Here is a 17,338-nt window from a genome sequence, read left to right as displayed (position 1 = left end):
CCGGTCCCAGGTCCACCCGTACGAGGGACCCCGGTCACATGCGTGTCGTCACGCCTGTCCGCGCACGCCCTTCGCCAGGTCGGCGGCGAGCGCGCGGACGCCCTCCACGCCGGCCGCGTCGTCGGGGGCGTCCAGCATGCGCTTGACGAACGCCGAGCCGACGATCACGCCGTCGGCGAAGCGGGCGACCTCGGCGGCCTGCACGGCGTTGGAGACGCCGAGCCCGACGCAGACCGGGGTGTCGGTGGTGGCGCGGGTGCGCCGCACCAGGTCCTCGGCCTGCGCGCCGACCGACTCGCGGGTGCCGGTGACGCCCATCAGGGAAGCGGCGTAGACGAAGCCGCTGCCGGCCGCGGTGATCTCGGCGAGCCGCGCGTCCTTGCTGCTGGGCGCGACCACGAAGACGGTGGCGAGCCCGTGCTTCTCCGCGTGCTCCCTCCACAGGGCCGATTCCTGGACGGGCAGGTCGGGCAGGATGCACCCGGCGCCGCCCGCCTCGGCCAGCTCGGCGGTGAAGCGCTCCACGCCGTAGCGGTCGATGGGGTTCCAGTACGTCATGACGAGGATCGGCTTGCCGGTGGCCGCGTGGGCCTCCCGGACCGTGCGCATCACGTCGGCGATCTTCACGCCGCCGCGCAGGGCGATGTCGTCGGCGGTCTGGATGACCGGGCCGTCGAGCACCGGGTCGCTGTGCGGCAGGCCGACCTCGACGACGTCGGCGCCGCCGTCGAGCGCGGCCTTGATCGCCGCGATGCCGCCGTCCACGGTCGGGAAGCCGGCCGGGAGGTAGGCGATGAGGGCGGAGCGGCCCTCGGCCTTCGCCGCGGCGAGCGTCTCGTCCAGCAGCCGTACGTTCCCGCTCACTTGGCGTCCCCCTCGATCTCGGCGGTGCCGGAGGCGTCCTCGGCGACCTCGGCGTCGGTGTCGTACAGCCCGAAGTAGCGGGCGGCGGTGTCCATGTCCTTGTCGCCGCGGCCGGACAGGTTGACGACGATCAGCCCGTCCTTGCCCAGCTCCCTGCCGACCTCCAGGGCACCGGCCAGCGCGTGGGCGCTCTCGATGGCCGGGATGATGCCCTCGGTGCGCGACAGCAGGCGCAGTGCCTGCATGGCGGCGTCGTCGGTGACCGCGCGGTACTCGCCGCGGCCGGAGTCCTTGAGGTGGGCGTGCTCGGGGCCGATGCCCGGGTAGTCCAGGCCGGCCGAGATCGAGTACGGCTCGGTGATCTGGCCCTCGTCGTCCTGGAGGACGTACGAGCGTGAGCCGTGCAGGATGCCGGGCTCGCCCGCGCTCAGGGTCGCCGCGTGCTCGCCGGTCTCGATGCCGTGCCCGGCGGGCTCGCAGCCGATGAGGCGGACGTCCGCGTCGGGGATGAAGGCGTGGAAGAGGCCGATGGCGTTGGAGCCGCCGCCGACGCAGGCGATCGCGGCGTCGGGCAGGCGCCCGGCCTGCTCCAGGAGCTGGCGGCGGGCCTCGACGCCGATGACGCGGTGGAAGTCGCGGACCATCGCCGGGAAGGGGTGGGGGCCGGCGACGGTGCCGAACAGGTAGTGGGTGCGGTCGACGTTGGCGACCCAGTCGCGGAACGCCTCGTTGATCGCGTCCTTCAGCGTGCGGCTGCCGGACTTCACGGCGATGACCTCGGCGCCGAGCATGCGCATGCGGGCCACGTTGAGGGCCTGGCGGCGGGTGTCGATCTCGCCCATGTAGATCGTGCAGTCCAGGCCGAAGAGCGCGCAGGCGGTGGCCGTGGCCACGCCGTGCTGGCCGGCGCCGGTCTCGGCGATCACGCGGGTCTTGCCCATGCGCTTGGTGAGCAGGGCCTGGCCGAGCACGTTGTTGATCTTGTGCGAGCCGGTGTGGTTCAGGTCCTCGCGCTTGAGGAAGATCCTGGCTCCGCCGGCGTGCTCCGCGAAGCGGGGCACCTCGGTGAGAGAGGACGGGCGGCCGGTGTAGTGGACGAGGAGGTCGTCGAGCTCCCGGGCGAACTCGGGGTCGGACTTGGCCTTGTCGTACTCGACGGCCACCTCGTCGACCGCGGCGACGAGGGCCTCGGGGATGAACTTGCCGCCGTACGCCCCGAAGTAGCCTTCGGGGCTGGGGGTTTGACCCTCCGGGTCGGGGATGAAGAAGTTGCTGGGCATGCGTGAACCTCACGGTGAGTGTCTGGTGGTGACTAATCGCCGTGGGGGCGGGGTGTTGTCTGTCGGCTGCGGGCCGGATGTGGCTGGTCGCGCAGTTCCCCGCGCCCCTATAGGGCGCGCTGCCATCGGCGGCCGTTTACCTGCCCCGGCTCGTCTCCGATGACGTACCGCACCCGGCGGCCGTGGACCCGGCGGGCGGGGGCGCGGCAGCCGCGGGGGCGGCAGCCGCGCGCCAGGCGCGCGTACGGGTCCCGGGGGGCCGGGGTGGGCGGGAGCGTCATGGAGGTCAGCCTACCGGGGTGTCAGCCCCGGCCGTGGCGCAGTGCCGGGTGTTCGCCGGCGGCTACCAGGTCGGCGACGGCGGTCTTGGGGTCGCGGCCGGTGACCAGGGACTCGCCGACCAGGACGGCGTCGGCGCCCTCGTTGGCGTAGGCGATGAGGTCGTGCGGGCCGCGGACGCCGGACTCGGCGACCTTGACGATGTGCGCGGGGATCTCCGGGGCGACCCGCTCGAAGGTGCCGCGGTCGACCTCCAGCGTCTTCAGGTTGCGCGCGTTGACGCCGATGACCTTGGCGCCGGCGTCCACCGCGCGCTCGACCTCGTCCTCGTCGTGGACCTCGACGAGCGGGGTCAGTCCGATGGACTCGGCGCGCTCGATCAGCGACTCCAGGGCTGGCTGCTCCAGGGCCGCGACGATCAGCAGCACCAGGTCGGCGCCGTGGGCGCGGGCTTCCCAGAGCTGGTACGAGGTGACGATGAAGTCCTTGCGCAGGACCGGGATGTCCACGCGGGCGCGGACGGCCTCCAGGTCGGCCAGCGAGCCGCCGAACCGGCGCTGCTCGGTCAGGACGGAGATGACGGCGGCGCCGCCCGCCTCGTAGTCCGCGGCGAGGCCGGCCGGGTCGGCGATGGCGGCCAGCGCGCCCTTGGACGGGCTGGAGCGCTTGACCTCGCAGATGACCTTGACGCCGTCACCGCGCAGGGCGGACACGCCGTCCTTGGCGGGGCGTGCCTTGGCCGCGCGCTCCTTGAGCTCGTCGAGGCTGACGCGCGCCTGCCGCTCCGCGAGGTCGGCACGGACTCCGTCGATGATCTCGTCGAGCACACTCACGCGAGCGGCCCCCTTTCAGACGGCGGTACGTATCGGAACGTATGGTCACTGCGATGGTATCCGGAGCGGGGCGCCGGTCCCGCATCCGGTTGACCCGGGGTCCACTACCTGGACACCCGACGGATGATCAAGGACGGAGCCAGCCACCGAACGGTAGGTTCCGGACAACCGTGAAGGCCAGCATCAGCGCGCCCGCCGTCCACAGGTGGACGGGTCCGAGGTCGATCCGCAGGGGCCGACCGCGCGCCGCGCGGACCACCCAGACGGTCCAGAGCACGGCGAGGCCGAGATAGGCGAGGACGGCCGGGGCGTTGGCCTGCAGTGCGGTCGGTACGTCTCCGTGGACGAAGGCGTGGGCGCTGCGCAGGCCGCCGCAGCCGGGGCAGAGGACGCCCGTGAAGCGCAGCAGGGGGCAGACGGGGTAGTGGCCGGGTTCGTTTGGGTCCACGCTCCCGACGTAGGCGAAGGCGCCGGCCACGGTCGCGAGCACGGCGGCCGGGACGGCCAGGCGGCCGAGGAGGGCGGGTCCGCGAGTCGCCGCGGGGGGCACCGCCGTGCCCGGGGTCACGGTCGCGTCGCGGGTCACGGTCGTGTCCTGGGTCGCGGTCGTGCCCTGGGTGAGGGTCCTGCTCGGCGTCGGTTTCCCGGTCTCGGCGTCCACCCTGCGCATTCTGCCTCCGGGGGGCCTCGCGCGCACGCGAGGGGCGGGCCGGCACGCTCGTGCAGGCCCGCCCCTCGGGAGGTGTCGTCGCCGGGTCAGCCCTTGGCGCCGACCGGCTTGCTGTCGCCGGTGACCTGGTGCACGGGGTGGGTGTGGCGCGGCTGGCCGAGGCCCATCATGCGCATGATGCCGCCCACGGCACCGCCGAGGAGCACGACCACCATGCCGGCCCAGAAGCCCACCGGCTGGGCCGCCACCATGAACACGCCCGCGACGCAGAAACCGATGAAGGCGATGATGACACCCGTCCAGGCGGCCGGGGTGTGACCGTGGCTGCTGCCCGCCATTGCTTGCTCCTCGTTGCTGTGTGCCAAGTCTGAGCAGGACGCTCGGGATCATTGTCCCGCACGGGCGCGCGCGCCGTGAGCGGGGGTGCTCCCCTCGCGTGCGTGACGCCGGGTGCCGTCCCCGGGTGCCCAGGAGGGGGCGGGTGAACCGCGGGTCAGGCGCCGGTCGGGTCCTCGCCGCGGTCGAGGGCCTTCCAGAGGTCCTCGGGGCGGTCCGGGTCGACGGTCTGCGGCCCCCGGCGCGGACGCGGTGTGCCGTCGCGCTCGTAGCGGCCGGACATCGCGGGCCACAGGCGTCCGTAGCGCAGCGCGAGCAGCCCGGCTAGCAGCAGCAGGGCGCCGCCGGCGGCCGCGACGTACGGCCAGGCGGTGTGGGTGAGGGCGTCCACGGTGGCCGAGGTGTCGCCGGCGGCCTCGGCGGCCTTGTCGTCCAGGGCGGAGCTGTCGGAGGCGCCGGCCAGGGCCGCGACGACGGTGCCCGCGCCGCTGAGCGCGAGCAGGGCGGCGACCGCGAACCGGCCCGCGCGGCGCACGGCGAAGACGGCGACGAGCGCGGCGAGGCCGACTATGGCGAGCGCCGCGGGTACGCCCGTGACGTCGCTGCCCTTGGCGGTCAGCGGGAACGCGCCGCCGGCCACCGTCGCGGTGCCCTCCGACCACTCCTGCCGGGTGGCGAGCAGGGCGACGCCGGCGCCGAGCGCGCCGCACAGCAGGGCGACGGCGAGGCTCCGGCGGCCGGACCGGGCGGGTCCTGCGGCTGGGGTACGGGGGTGAGGAACAGCTGTCACGTACTCCACTATCACCCGAACCCCGGGCGAACCGTCACCCGGGGTTCGGAATCCGCGGCGTGAGAATGGCCCTATCGCCCCAGCCGGTTGGCCGTGTGCACCGCGCGGAGCACCGCCGCGGCCTTGTTGCGGCACTCGGTGTCCTCGGCGACCGGGTCGGAGTCGGCGACGACGCCGGCGCCGGCCTGGACGTAGGCGGTGCCGTTGCGCAGCAGGGCGGTGCGGATGGCGATGGCGGTGTCGGAGTCGCCCGCGAAGTCGAGGTAGCCGACGCAGCCGCCGTACAGGCCGCGCCGGGACGGTTCGAGTTCGTCGATGATCTGCAGGGCGCGCGGTTTGGGGGCGCCGGAGAGGGTGCCGGCCGGGAAGCAGGCGGTGAGGACGTCGAAGGCGGTGCGGCCGGGGGCGACCCGGCCGGTGACCGTCGAGACGATGTGCATGACGTGCGAGTACCGCTCGACGGACATGAAGTCGACGACCTCCACGGAGCCGGGTTCGCAGACCCGCCCCAGGTCGTTGCGGCCGAGGTCGACGAGCATCAGGTGCTCGGCGCGCTCCTTGGGGTCGGCGAGCAGTTCCTCGGCGAGGGCCTGGTCCTCCTGCGGAGTGGCGCCCCGGGGGCGGGTCCCGGCGATGGGGTGGACCATGGCGCGCCCGTCCTCGACCTTGACCAGCGCCTCCGGCGACGATCCGACGACGTCGAAGCCGTCGAGGCGGAGCAGGTACATGTACGGGGAGGGGTTGGTGGCCCGCAGCACCCGGTAGACGTCCAGGGCGCTCGCCGTGCACGGTGTCTCGAAGCGCTGGGAGGGCACGACCTGGAAGGCCTCGCCCGCGCGGATGCGCTCCTTGATGTCCTCGACGGCTCCCTGGAAGTCGGTGCCGCCCCACAGCGCCGTGTACTCGGGCAGCTCGGACGGCGGCAGGGCGGCCGGGGGCTGGGCGACCGCGCGCGTGAGGTCGGCCTCCATGGCGTCCAGGCGGGCGATCGCGTCGGCGTACGCCTCGTCCACTCCCGTTTCCAGGTCGTTGTGGTTGATCGCGTTGGCGATCAGCAGGACCGAGCCCTCCCAGTGGTCCATGACGGCGAGGTCGCTGGTGAGGAGCATGGTCAGCTCGGGGAGCCTCAGGTCGTCGCGCTCGCCGGGGCCGACCTTCTCCAGGCGGCGCACGATGTCGTAGCCGAGGTAGCCGACCATGCCGCCGGTGAAGGGCGGCAGGCCCAGGTCGTGGGCGAGGTCGCGCGGGGTGTGCAGGGCCTCGACGGTGGCGCGCAGGGCGGCGAGCGGGTCGCCGTCGGTGGGGACGCCGACGGGCGGGGTGCCCTGCCAGTGGGCCTGTCCGTCCCGCTCGGTGAGGGTGGCGGCGCTGCGGACGCCGACGAAGGAGTACCGGGACCAGGACCGGCCGTTCTCCGCGGACTCCAGCAGGAAGGTGCCGGGGCGTTCGGCGGCGAGCTTGCGGTAGAGCGCGACCGGGGTGTCGCCGTCGGCGAGGAGCTTGCGGCTGACCGGGATCACCCGGCGGTCGGCGGCCAGCTTGCGGAAGGTGTCGAGGTCCATGACGTCCATGTGGTCCCTGTGGTCCCTGTGGTCCATGTGGGCAGACCCTACTGATCCGCGCCGAGCGTGCCGGAATCCGTGCCGTCCGTACCGGCGTCGAGCAGCACGTCCGCGTCGAAGCAGGTGCGGGCGCCGGTGTGGCAGGCGGCGCCGACCTGGTCGACCTTGACGAGGACGGTGTCGGCGTCGCAGTCCAGGGCGACGGACTTCACCCACTGGAAGTGCCCCGAGGTGTCGCCCTTGACCCAGTACTCCTGGCGGCTGCGCGACCAGTAGGTGCAGCGACCGGTCGTCAGCGTGCGGTGCAGTGCCTCGTCGTCCATCCAGCCGAGCATCAGCACCTCCCCGGTGTCGTACTGCTGGGCGATGGCGGGCAGGAGGCCGTCGGCGCTGCGCTTGAGGCGGTCGGCGATCTCCGGGGCGAGCGGGCTGGGCCGCCGGGAGCTGCCGTCGGTGGAGGAGCTGCTGGTCATGCGCCCATTGTGCCGCGCGGGGCGGACACGCCTCGGCGCCGTCCATTGGGCGGACCCGGCGGACGGCCGTAGGCTGACTCCATGTCGACTTTCGCCAAGCGTGAACGACTTCTGCTCGCGGACCTGTTGGAGACGGCGGGGCCGGAGGCGCCAACGCTCTGCGAGGGCTGGCGCACCCGTGACCTCGCCGCCCACGTGGTGGTGCGCGAGCGCCGGCCGGACGCGGCCGGGGGCACCATGCTCAAGCAGCTGGCGTCCCGGCTGGACCGGGTCATGGACGAGTACGGCGCGAAGCCGTACGACGAGCTGATCCAGCTGATCCGCACGGGGCCTCCCCGCTTCTCCCCCTTCCAGCTCAAGCAGGTCGACGAGGCGGCGAACACGGTGGAGTTCTACGTCCACACCGAGGACGTCCGCCGCGCCCAGCCGGACTGGTCGCCGCGCGAGCTGGACCCGGTCTTCCAGGACGCCCTGTGGTCCCGGCTGGAGCGGGCCGCGCGGCTGATGGGCCGGGGCATCCCGACGGGGCTGGTGCTGCGCCGCCCGAACGGCCAGACGACGGTCGCCCACCGGGGCACGCCGGTGGTGACGGCGACGGGTGAGCCGTCGGAGCTGCTGCTGTTCGCGTACGGGCGGCAGAGCGCGGCCAAGGTGGAGCTGGAGGGCGAGGAGGACGCGATCGCGAAGCTGCACGAGACGAAGCAGCTGGGGATCTGAGGCGGCCCGGAGCCGTTGGCCGCTATCCGGGCAGTTCGGCCCGCCGTACGCCCGGTGCGGCCAGGGCGACTACCCCGCCCAGGGCGCACACCGCGGCGCTGATGGCGAAGACCGGGCCGGTGCCCCAGACGCCGATGGCGGCGGCGGACAGCGGCATGCTCAGCGGTGCGACGCCCAGGCTGACGATGCCGCCGACGGCGGTGACGCGGCCCAGGTAGGCGGGCTCGGACTGGGTCTGCAGCAGGGCCCCGCACATGGCGCCGCTGAGCCCGGTGAGCAGCCCGACGACCAGCGCGGTGCCGACGGCCACGGGGAGGCCGGGCGCGTGCGGCAGGACGCCGATCGCCGCCGCGCCGGGGACGAGGGCACCGGCGGCGACACACCCGGCGCGCGGCACGCGCCCCCGTACGGTCAGCAGCAGGGCGGCGACCCCGGCGCCGGTCCCGAACCCCGCGAGCACCCAGCCCATCCCGGAGGCGCCCCAGCCCCGCTCGTCGGCGAGCAGGGTGAGGCCGACGTTGAGGGGGCCGACGAAGCCGAGGTCGCCGAGGGCGATGGCCACCATCAGCGGGCCGAGGACGCGGTGGCGGCGGACGTAGCGGAGCCCGCCCACCAGATCCCGCCAGGCGGTGGTCTCGCGTGCGGCGCTCGCGTCGTCGGCCGGCAGCTCGCGCATCCGTACGGAGACCAGCAGCGGCACGGACACGGCGATCAGCAGCCCCGCACCCGCGAAGGCCGCCGCCGCGCCGCCGACCGCCACGCCGAGCCCGCCCAGCGGGGCGCCCACGACGGCCGCGAAACGGATGGCGAGGCCGCGCATGCCCTGCACGCGGGCGAGCTGGTCCTTGCCGGTGATGCGCGCCGGGAGCGCCCCCACGGCGGGCATGAACACGGCGTCGACGGCGCCGAAGACGACGGCGAGCAGGGCGAGGAGCCACAGCCCGGGGTCGGTCGCGAAGAGCACGGCGGCGACCGCCAGCACGGTGACGCACCGTACGGCGTCACTGCCGATGACGACCCGCCGGGGCCCGAACCGGTCGGCGATCACCCCGCCGCCCAGCATCAGCAGCGCCCGCGGCACCGCGCTCACGGCGGTGACGATCCCGGCCTCGGCGGGACTGCCGTTCTGCACGGCGGCCCAGGACAGCGCCAGGTAGAAGACGGTGTCCCCAACCATGGAGGTGGTGTAGGCGGCGACCCAGCGCAGGACGTTGGGGTCGCGGTGGGCGGGGTGGTCGACGGTGGGGCGGGCCCGGGCGGTGGCTATGTCGGTGAGGTCGGTCACCGGGTCATGCAGCCCAGTCGCGGAGCAGGCGGGCGGTCTCGTTGAGGTCGGCCTCGTCGCTGCGGATGTCGGAGACCAGTTTGGCCCAGTCACCGGGCTGTGGATCGACCGGTGTTCCCGACGCCTCCATGTACGCACGGACGCAGCCGATGCCGATCGACGCGTTGTAGTCCGTGAACGGCCGGAGCCTCAGCGCAGTGTGCAAAAACGTAGCCGCTCGGGTCGGGATCTCCTCGTAGTAGGGCTCTCCCGCGACCCGCTCGTATCTGTGCCTCTCGGCCATGCAGTGCAGAGCGCCCCAGTCCCGGATGGGCGTGTTCGGCGGAGAGACCTCGACCTGAACGCAGAGGACCCAGCCGGCATCGACGTAGAGCGTCACCGCAGTCCCGCCGGGAAGCGCTCCTCGAAGTCGGCCATGATTTCGCGGGCGTACTTCGACGCCCCCTCCACGAACCGCTGCTTCTGCCGCCGGCGCACCACGTCCTCGGTCAGTATGTCGTGCGCGAGCCGTTTGATCGCGACGCCCTGCTCCTTGGCCTCCGCGCGCAGCTCGGCCAGCTCTTCCTCGGTGAACTCGATCGTGATCCCAGGCATATGAGCACCTTAGCGGGACCACAACCGTGAGCACTACCACCTTCACTACCAAGAGGGAAGTCTCGAACTACCGAACCGGGTGCCCCGCCCCCCGCAGCGTCTCCTTCACCTGCCCGATCCGCAGGTCGCCGAAGTGGAAGACGGACGCCGCCAGGACCGCGTCCGCGCCCGCCTCGACCGCCGGGGCGAAGTGGGCGAGGGTGCCCGCGCCGCCCGAGGCGATGACCGGGACGGTCACGTGCTTACGGACCGCCGCCAGCATCTCCAGGTCGTAGCCGTCCTTCGTGCCGTCCGCGTCCATCGAGTTGAGCAGGATCTCGCCCGCGCCCAGTTCGGCGGCGCGGTGCGCCCACTCCACCGCGTCGATGCCGGTGCCGCGCCGGCCGCCGTGCGTGGTCACCTCGAAGGTGCCGGCCTCGGTGCGGCGGGCGTCGACGGACAGGACGAGGACCTGGCGGCCGAAGCGCTCGGCGATCTCGCGGATCAGGTCGGGGCGGGCGATGGCGGCCGTGTTCACGCCCACCTTGTCCGCACCGGCCCGCAGCAGCTTGTCGACGTCCTCGGCGGTGCGCACACCGCCGCCGACGGTCAGCGGGATGAACACCTGCTCGGCGGTGCGGCGCACCACGTCGTACGTCGTCTCGCGGTCGCCCGACGAGGCGGTGATGTCCAGGAACGTCAGCTCGTCGGCGCCTTCGGCGTCATACACCTTGGCCATCTCGACGGGGTCGCCCGCGTCGCGCAGGTTCTGGAAGTTGACGCCCTTGACGACCCGGCCGTTGTCCACGTCCAGGCAGGGGATGACTCGGACCGCCAGGGTCATGAATCCACGGCTCCTCTATACGCTTCCACTTCGACTGACACCAGAACCCGCGAGTCGATGAAGCCCTCCACGACCAGCAGGGTCGTGACCGGGCGTACGGAGTCGAACAGCTCCTTGTGGGCACGGCCCACCTCATCGACGTCGCGCGAATGTGCCAGGTACATACGGGTCCGGACCACGGACTCGACACCGAGTCCGAATGCGCCGATCGCCTCGACCGCGGTGCCGAAGGCCACCTTCGCCTGTTCGTACGGGTCGCCCTCGCCGTACAGCATGTCGCCCTTGAAGGCGGTCGTGCCCGCCACGACGACTCGATCACCCGCCGCCACGGCACGTGCGAATCCGAAAGAATCTTCCCAGGGACTTCCGCTCTGCACGCGCCGTACGGCTTCGGATGTCATGGCGACACAGCCTCCAAGGCTTCTTCCAGGGTGAACGCCTTCGCGTACAGGGCCTTCCCGACGATGGCCCCCTCGACACCGGCCGGGACGAGAGAGGCGATCGCGCGCAGGTCGTCCAGAGACGACACGCCGCCCGACGCCACGACCGGGCGGTCGGTGGCCGCGCAGACGTTCTTGAGGAGGTCCAGGTTGGGGCCCTGGAGGGTGCCGTCCTTGGCGATGTCGGTGACGACGTAGCGGGCGCAGCCCTCCTTGTTGAGGCGGTCCAGCGTCTCGTACAGGTCACCGCCGTCGCGGGTCCAGCCGCGGCCCCGGAGCGTGGTGCCCCGTACGTCCAGGCCCACCGCGATCTTGTCGCCGTGCTCGGCGATGACCTTGGCGACCCACTCCGGGGTCTCCAGGGCGGCGGTGCCGAGGTTCACGCGGGTGCAGCCGGTGGCGAGGGCGGCGGCGAGGGTGTCGTCGTCGCGGATGCCGCCGGACAGCTCCACCTTGATGTCCATGGCCTTCGCGACCTCGGCGATCAGCTCGCGGTTGTCGCCGGTGCCGAAGGCGGCGTCCAGGTCGACCAGGTGCAGCCACTCGGCGCCGGAGCGCTGCCAGGCGAGGGCGGCGTCCAGCGGGGAGCCGTAGGAGGTCTCGGTGCCGGACTCGCCGTGCACCAGGCGGACGGCCTGGCCGTCGCGGACGTCGACGGCGGGGAGGAGTTCGAGCTTGCTCATCTCTACCGGGCTCATCTCTTCTACCGGGCTCATCTCTACAGGGTCTCGATCCAGTTGGTGAGGAGCTGGGCGCCGGCGTCGCCGGACTTCTCCGGGTGGAACTGCGTGGCCCACAGGGCGCCGTTCTCCACGGCGGCCACGAAGGGCTTGCCGTGGGTGGACCAGGTGACCTTGGGGGCGGCGATCAGCGGGTTGTGCGTCTCCAGCGACCAGTCGTGGACGGCGTAGGAGTGCACGAAGTAGAAGCGGGTGTCCGCGTCGAGGCCGGCGAAGAGCTGGGAGTCGGCCGGTGCCTCGACGGTGTTCCAGCCCATGTGGGGTACGACGTCGGCCTGGAGGGGGCCGACCGTGCCGGGCCACTCGTCCAGGCCCTCGGCCTCGACGCCGTGCTCGATGCCGCGGGCGAACAGGATCTGCATGCCGACGCAGATGCCCATCACCGGACGCCCGCCGGCCAGCCGGCGCTCGACGACCCAGTCGCCGCGGGCGGCCCGGAGGCCGTCCATGCAGGCGGCGAAGGCGCCGACGCCGGGGACCAGCAGCCCGTCGGCGTTCATGGCCTTGTCGTAGTCACGGGTGATCTCGACGTCGGCTCCCGCGCGCGCGAGGGCACGCTCGGCGGAGCGGACGTTGCCGAAGCCGTAGTCGAAGACGACGACCCGCTTGGAGTTCGCAGAGGTCAATTCCACACCTCCAGCCTCAGGACGCCCGCGAGGAGGCACATGCCGGCGCCGATGGACAGCAGCACGATCAGGCCCTTGGGCATCTGCTGCTTCGCGAAGGAGATGATGCCGCCGATGAAGAACAGGCCGACGACGATCAGGACGGTGGACGTGCCGTTCATGGGTTACAGCGCGCCCTTCGTGGAGGGCAGGATGCCGGCCGCGCGCGGGTCGCGCTCGGAGGCGTAGCGCAGGGCGCGGGCCAGCGCCTTGAACTGGCACTCCACGATGTGGTGCGCGTTGCGCCCGTAGGGCACGTGCACGTGCAGGGCGATCTGCGCCTGGGCGACGAAGGACTCCAGGATGTGCCGGGTCATCGTCACGTCGTACTCGCCGATCATCGGCGCCATGTTCTCGGGCTCGGTGTGCACGAGGTAGGGGCGGCCGGACAGGTCGACGGTGACCTGGGCGAGGGACTCGTCCAGCGGGACCGTGCAGTTGCCGAAGCGGTAGATGCCCACCTTGTCGCCGAGGGCCTGCTTGAAGGCGGCGCCCAGCGCGAGGGCGGTGTCCTCGATGGTGTGGTGGGAGTCGATGTGCAGGTCGCCGTCGGTCTTCACGGTCAGGTCGAACAGACCGTGCCGGCCGAGCTGGTCGAGCATGTGGTCGTAGAAACCGACGCCGGTGGCGATGTCGGTCTTGCCGGTGCCGTCGAGGTCGATCTCGACGAGGACCGAGGTCTCCTTGGTCGTGCGCTCCACGCGTCCCACGCGGCTCATGTGTTCTGCTCCTTCTTGACTTCACGGACCGCGTCGAGGAACGCGTCGTTCTCCTCCGGGGTGCCGGCGGTGACCCGCAGCCACCCCGGTACGCCGTTGTCCCGGACCAGGACGCCCCGGTCGAGGATCCGCCGCCACGCCTCGTGGGAGTCCGCGAACCGTCCGAACTGGACGAAGTTGGCGTCGGACTCGGTCACCTCGTAGCCGATGGCGCGCAGTTCGGCGACCAGCCGGTCCCGCTCGGCCTTGAGCTGCTCGACGTACTTCAGCAGCGTGCCGGTGTGTTCCAGGGCGGCCAGCGCGGTCGCCTGGGTGACGGCGGACAGGTGGTACGGCAGCCGGACGAGCTGGACGGCGTCGACGACGGCCGGGTGCGCGGCGAGGTAGCCGAGGCGCAGGCCCGCCGCGCCGAACGCCTTCGACATGGTGCGGGAGACGACGAGGTTCGGGCGGCCGTCCAGCAGCGGCAGCAGCGAGGCGCCGTGGCTGAACTCGATGTAGGCCTCGTCGACCACGACCATGGACGGCTTGGCGGCCTGTGCGGCCTCGTGGAGAGCGAGGACGGTCTCGGCCGGGACCGCGTTGCCCGTGGGGTTGTTGGGGGTGGTGATGAAGACGACGTCCGGGCGGTGCTCGGCGATCGCCTTCTCGGCGGCGGGCACGTCGATCGTGAAGTCCTCGTGGCGCGGGCCGGAGATCCAGCCGGTGCCGGTGCCGCGCGCGATGAGGCCGTGCATCGAGTACGACGGCTCGAAGCCGATCGCGGTGCGGCCGGGCCCGCCGAAGGCCTGGAGCAGCTGCTGGATGACCTCGTTGGAGCCGTTGGCAGCCCAGACGCCCCGGAGGTCCACGGCGTACCCGGAGGTCTCGGTCAGGTACTCGGCGAGCCTGGTGCGCAGCTCGACCGCGTCCCGGTCCGGGTAGCGGTTGAGCCGGCGGGCGGCCTCGCGGACGCGCTCGGTGATCCGCTCGACCAGCGCGTCGGGCAGCGGGTAGGGGTTCTCGTTGGTGTTCAGCCGTACCGGCACGTCCAGCTGGGGCGCGCCGTAGGGGGACTTGCCGCGCAGCTCGTCCCGTACGGGCAGATCGTCGATGCCGAACGTCACTTGCTCTCCGGAACCTTCCACTCGAACCTCGCCTTGATCGCCGCACCGTGCGCGGGCAGGTCCTCCGCCTCCGCCAGCGTCACCACGTGGTGCGCGACCTCGGCGAGGGCGTCGCGCGTGTAGTCGACGATGTGGATGCCGCGCAGGAAGGACTGCACGGACAGGCCCGAGGAGTGGCAGGCGCAGCCGCCGGTGGGCAGGACGTGGTTGGACCCGGCCGCGTAGTCGCCGAGCGAGACGGGCGCCCAGGGGCCGACGAAGACGGCGCCGGCGTTACGGACGCGGTCGGCGACGGCGGCGGCGTCGGCGGTCTGGATCTCCAGGTGCTCCGCGCCGTAGGCGTCGACCACGCGCAGGCCGTCGTCCAGGCCGTCGACCAGGACGATCGCGGACTGGCGGCCCTTGAGGGCCGGGACGATCCGGTCGTCGATGTGCTTGGTGGCGGCGACCTGGGGCTCCAGCTCCCGCTCGACCGCGTCCGCCAGCTCCACGGAGTCCGTGACCAGGACGGCGGCGGCCAGCGGGTCGTGCTCGGCCTGGCTGATCAGGTCGGAGGCGACGTGCGCCGGGTCGGCGGTGGAGTCGGCGAGGATCGCGATCTCGGTCGGGCCGGCCTCGGCGTCGATGCCGATCTTCCCGGTGAAGTAGCGCTTGGCGGCGGCGACCCAGATGTTGCCGGGGCCGGTGACCATGTTGGCGGGCGGGCAGGACTCGGTGCCGTACGCGAACATGGCGACGGCGGTGGCGCCGCCGGCCGCGTACACCTCGTCGACGCCGAGCAGGGCGCAGGCGGCGAGGATCGTGGGGTGCGGGAGGCCGCCGGCTGGGTCATTCTCAAAAGCGGGGGCCTGCGCCGGGGAGGCGAGGGCGATCGACTCGACGCCGGCCTCCTGGGCGGGCACCACGTTCATGATCACGGACGACGGGTAGACCGACCGGCCGCCGGGCGCGTACAGCCCGACCCGGTCGACCGGCACCCACTTCTCGGTGACCGAGCCACCGGGGACGACCTGGGTGGTGTGCGTGGTGCGGCGCTGCTCGCGGTGGACGAGACGGGCGCGGCGGACGGACTCCTCCAGGGCGGCGCGCACGGCCGGGTCGAGCTCCTCCAGCGCGCGGGCGAGCGCGGCGGCGGGGACCCGCACCTGGTCGAGCCTGACCCCGTCGAACTGCTCGGCGAAATCGATCAGCGCCGCGTCGCCACGATGATGCACGGCCTCGCAGATCGGGCGCACCTTGTCCAGGGCGGCCGCGACGTCGAAGTCGGCTCGGGGCAGCAGGTCGCGCAGGGCGGGACCCTCAGGGAGGGCGTCGCCGCGCAGATCGATTCGGGAGATCACGGAACCAATTCTCTCAGACCCGCGTCGGACACCGTCCGCGCGTATCAATGGCTGATACAGAACGCGACGGCTCGGCGCGGACCGTTGCCGGACCCGGCAGTTCGTACTCACTTTGAGTGTTCAGCCGGTCACTCAGTGGGCATGAACGGTTGTACGAAGGGTGAGCGACCGGCGAGTAGTTGGGGAGGGAGTGAAGCGCCGTGACCGAGGGGGCCGGCCACCGTGACGGAGAGCTGCCGGACGACCTGACGGCCGCCGAGGCGGGCATGTGGCAGGCCTTCCGCAACGGCAGCGTGTACGACCTGTCCAGTGGCGACGCGCTCGTGGACGACCCGCACGGCGGGCACCCCTGGGGGCCGGAGCGGACCGTGCGGGCCCGCATCCTGTGCTGGCTGCTCCTCGACGGTCCGCCCGCGCTCGCCGGCCGGGTCTCCTCGCTGCAGCTCGTGGGCGTGCGGATCAGCGACACGATGGACCTCGCGGGCGGCACGGTGGAGCCGTACGTGGAGCTGCGGGCGTGCCGTTTCGACCGGGAGGTGGTGCTGCCGGAGACCCGGTTCACGACGGTGCGGCTGGTGGACTGCTCGGTGCCGCGCCTGGAGGCGGCCCGGCTGCAGACCGAGGGCGACCTGCACCTGCCGCGCTCCCGGTTCCGCAGCGGCATCCGGCTCACCGACGCCCAGATAGGCACCGACCTGCTGCTGAACCAGGCGGTCGTGCACCGGGACCGCAGCGGCCGCTCCATAGCCGCGGACGGCATGACCGTGGGACAGGACCTCCAGGCCGAGATGCTGGAGTCGCACGGCGAGGTGAGCCTGCGCAGCGCCCAGGTCGGCGTCTCGCTGAGCCTGCGCGGCGCCCGGCTCCTCAACCCGTACACCCGGCACGCGCTGAACGCCCCGCAGCTGACGGTGGAGCGCACGCTGTACATGACTCCGGCCGGGCTGGGCAGTCCGCTGCTGCGCGGCACCACCCCCGCCCAGGGCACCCGCATCCAGCGCTTCGAGTGCGAGGGCGGGGTGCGGCTGGACGACGGGCGGTTCGGCGACGCCGTCGACTTCGAGCACGCCCGGTTCACCTTCACCGACGACCAGGAGCTGTCGCTGCGCCGGGTGCAGACGCCCGAGCTGCGCTTCCTCGGCGAGCGGCCGGCGCGCGGGCGGGTGGTGCTGTCGGGGGCGCGGGTGGTGAACCTGATGGACCGGGCGGACAGCTGGCCCGGCCCCGGCCGGCTGCACATGGGCGGCTTCGCCTACGAGAACCTGGTGCCGCGCGGGCCGTTCCCGCTGGAGAAGCGGCTGCGGTGGGTGGGCGCCGCGACCGCCGAGTACAACCCGGAGCCGTACGAGCGGCTCGCCGCCGTGCTGCGGGCGGGCGGCGAGGACGAGGACGCCCGCGAGGTGCTGCTCGCCAAGCACCGCCGACGCCGCGAGAGCCTGCCCGTCGCCGCGAAGCTCGTGGGGTACGCCCAGGACTGGACCGTCGCCTACGGCTACCGGCCGGGCCGGGCGGCGGTGTGGATGGCGGTGCTCTGGGCGGCGGGCTCGCTCGCCTTCGCCCGCGCGGACCCGCCCCCGCTGAAGGCCGGCGAGCACCCGGACTGGAACCCGGCCCTCTTCGCCCTCGACCTGCTCCTGCCGGTCATCGACCTGGGCCAGGTCGGCTTCTGGCAGCTCCGCGACGGCTGGCAGTGGCTGGCGACGGCTCTGATCCTGCTGGGCTGGATCCTGGCGACGACGGTGGCGGCGGGCGCGACACGGCTGCTGCGCAGGAGCTGAGCCCTCCGGGGGTGCGGGGTGGGTCTCCGCGCCGGCCGTGGACG

General features: G+C 72.7%; 22 protein-coding genes. 2 read left to right on the top strand and 20 right to left on the bottom strand.

The genetic code is table 11. The features are described from left to right. Positions 1-48 precede the first annotated feature (48 nt). The 9 genes from trpA to hisI form a co-directional block, all read right to left on the bottom strand. Complete coding sequence (gene trpA / locus KUM03_RS28980) at positions 49-864, bottom strand: tryptophan synthase subunit alpha (RefSeq protein ID WP_217252931.1); 816 nt, start codon at positions 862-864, stop codon at positions 49-51. Then, positions 861-2,144, bottom strand: coding sequence for a tryptophan synthase subunit beta (gene trpB, locus KUM03_RS28975; protein WP_217252929.1), 1,284 nt, complete (start codon positions 2,142-2,144; stop codon positions 861-863). The genes trpA and trpB overlap by 4 nt, the downstream gene beginning before the upstream one ends. Before the next feature lie 107 nt (positions 2,145-2,251). After that, entirely contained in the window at positions 2,252-2,425 is a 174-nt protein-coding gene (gene trpM / locus KUM03_RS39350) for a tryptophan biosynthesis modulator TrpM (RefSeq protein WP_374225399.1), read from the bottom strand. Between the two features lie 21 nt (positions 2,426-2,446). Then, on the bottom strand, positions 2,447-3,256 hold the full coding sequence (gene trpC, locus KUM03_RS28970; protein ID WP_073721889.1) for an indole-3-glycerol phosphate synthase TrpC: 810 nt from the start codon (positions 3,254-3,256) through the stop codon (positions 2,447-2,449). Positions 3,257-3,383: 127 nt separating this feature from the next. Further along, a complete protein-coding gene (locus tag KUM03_RS28965) occupies positions 3,384-3,926 on the bottom strand; it encodes a DUF2752 domain-containing protein (RefSeq protein ID WP_254399908.1) in 543 nt (180 codons plus the stop codon). An 86-nt stretch (positions 3,927-4,012) separates the two neighbouring features. Continuing rightward, positions 4,013-4,264, bottom strand: coding sequence for an HGxxPAAW family protein (locus tag KUM03_RS28960; RefSeq protein WP_217252927.1), 252 nt, complete (start codon positions 4,262-4,264; stop codon positions 4,013-4,015). A gap of 155 nt (positions 4,265-4,419) precedes the next feature. Further along, positions 4,420-5,061: a TIGR02234 family membrane protein gene (locus KUM03_RS28955; protein WP_217252926.1), complete on the bottom strand. Its 642-nt coding sequence runs from the start codon at positions 5,059-5,061 to the stop codon at positions 4,420-4,422. Positions 5,062-5,123: 62 nt separating this feature from the next. After that, entirely contained in the window at positions 5,124-6,614 is a 1,491-nt protein-coding gene (locus KUM03_RS28950) for an anthranilate synthase component I (RefSeq protein WP_217253075.1), read from the bottom strand. Between the two features lie 47 nt (positions 6,615-6,661). Beyond that, complete coding sequence (gene hisI, locus KUM03_RS28945) at positions 6,662-7,087, bottom strand: phosphoribosyl-AMP cyclohydrolase (RefSeq protein WP_217252925.1); 426 nt, start codon at positions 7,085-7,087, stop codon at positions 6,662-6,664. A gap of 81 nt (positions 7,088-7,168) precedes the next feature. Here hisI and KUM03_RS28940 point away from each other — a divergent pair, with 81 nt between their 5' ends. After that, positions 7,169-7,804: a TIGR03085 family metal-binding protein gene (locus KUM03_RS28940; RefSeq protein ID WP_217252923.1), complete on the top strand. Its 636-nt coding sequence runs from the start codon at positions 7,169-7,171 to the stop codon at positions 7,802-7,804. Between the two features lie 22 nt (positions 7,805-7,826). Here the strand turns inward: KUM03_RS28940 and KUM03_RS28935 are convergent, their stop codons facing one another. From KUM03_RS28935 to hisD, 11 genes are all read right to left on the bottom strand, one after another. Beyond that, positions 7,827-9,089, bottom strand: a complete 1,263-nt coding sequence (locus KUM03_RS28935; protein ID WP_308406432.1) for an MFS transporter — start codon at positions 9,087-9,089, stop codon at positions 7,827-7,829. Positions 9,090-9,093: 4 nt separating this feature from the next. Next, the gene (locus tag KUM03_RS28930) at positions 9,094-9,468 is read right to left on the bottom strand and encodes a hypothetical protein (RefSeq protein ID WP_217252921.1); all 375 of its coding nucleotides are present in this window, start codon (positions 9,466-9,468) and stop codon (positions 9,094-9,096) included. Continuing rightward, a complete protein-coding gene (locus KUM03_RS28925; protein WP_030186025.1) occupies positions 9,465-9,683 on the bottom strand; it encodes a hypothetical protein in 219 nt (72 codons plus the stop codon). Before KUM03_RS28925 ends, KUM03_RS28930 begins: the two co-directional genes overlap by 4 nt. A gap of 67 nt (positions 9,684-9,750) precedes the next feature. Further along, on the bottom strand, positions 9,751-10,506 hold the full coding sequence (hisF, locus tag KUM03_RS28920) for an imidazole glycerol phosphate synthase subunit HisF (RefSeq protein WP_073721899.1): 756 nt from the start codon (positions 10,504-10,506) through the stop codon (positions 9,751-9,753). Continuing rightward, complete coding sequence (locus tag KUM03_RS28915) at positions 10,503-10,907, bottom strand: RidA family protein (protein ID WP_073721900.1); 405 nt, start codon at positions 10,905-10,907, stop codon at positions 10,503-10,505. Before KUM03_RS28915 ends, hisF begins: the two co-directional genes overlap by 4 nt. Further along, entirely contained in the window at positions 10,904-11,629 is a 726-nt protein-coding gene (gene priA / locus KUM03_RS28910; protein ID WP_073721901.1) for a bifunctional 1-(5-phosphoribosyl)-5-((5-phosphoribosylamino)methylideneamino)imidazole-4-carboxamide isomerase/phosphoribosylanthranilate isomerase PriA, read from the bottom strand. Before priA ends, KUM03_RS28915 begins: the two co-directional genes overlap by 4 nt. Positions 11,630-11,664: 35 nt before the next feature. Then, positions 11,665-12,318: an imidazole glycerol phosphate synthase subunit HisH gene (hisH, locus tag KUM03_RS28905; RefSeq protein WP_217252919.1), complete on the bottom strand. Its 654-nt coding sequence runs from the start codon at positions 12,316-12,318 to the stop codon at positions 11,665-11,667. Then, positions 12,309-12,473, bottom strand: coding sequence for a hypothetical protein (locus tag KUM03_RS28900; protein WP_217252917.1), 165 nt, complete (start codon positions 12,471-12,473; stop codon positions 12,309-12,311). The genes hisH and KUM03_RS28900 overlap by 10 nt, the downstream gene beginning before the upstream one ends. A 3-nt stretch (positions 12,474-12,476) precedes the next feature. Continuing rightward, entirely contained in the window at positions 12,477-13,070 is a 594-nt protein-coding gene (gene hisB, locus KUM03_RS28895; protein ID WP_007448566.1) for an imidazoleglycerol-phosphate dehydratase HisB, read from the bottom strand. After that, positions 13,067-14,176 carry a histidinol-phosphate transaminase gene (locus KUM03_RS28890; RefSeq protein WP_217252915.1) on the bottom strand — a complete coding sequence of 370 codons (1,110 nt, stop codon included), beginning with the start codon at positions 14,174-14,176 and terminating at the stop codon, positions 13,067-13,069. The genes hisB and KUM03_RS28890 overlap by 4 nt, the downstream gene beginning before the upstream one ends. Further along, on the bottom strand, positions 14,173-15,516 hold the full coding sequence (hisD, locus tag KUM03_RS28885; protein WP_217252914.1) for a histidinol dehydrogenase: 1,344 nt from the start codon (positions 15,514-15,516) through the stop codon (positions 14,173-14,175). The genes KUM03_RS28890 and hisD overlap by 4 nt, the downstream gene beginning before the upstream one ends. 200 nt (positions 15,517-15,716) lie before the next feature. On the opposite strand from hisD, the gene KUM03_RS28880 reads away from it, so the two are divergent. Beyond that, a complete protein-coding gene (locus KUM03_RS28880; RefSeq protein ID WP_217252912.1) occupies positions 15,717-17,294 on the top strand; it encodes an oxidoreductase in 1,578 nt (525 codons plus the stop codon). Positions 17,295-17,338: the final 44 nt, after the last annotated feature.

This window comes from Streptomyces sp. AC602_WCS936 (genome assembly GCF_019049125.1).
Taxonomy (GTDB): Bacteria; Actinomycetota; Actinomycetes; order Streptomycetales; family Streptomycetaceae; genus Streptomyces.
This window is presented reverse-complemented; position numbering and strand designations above follow the sequence as displayed.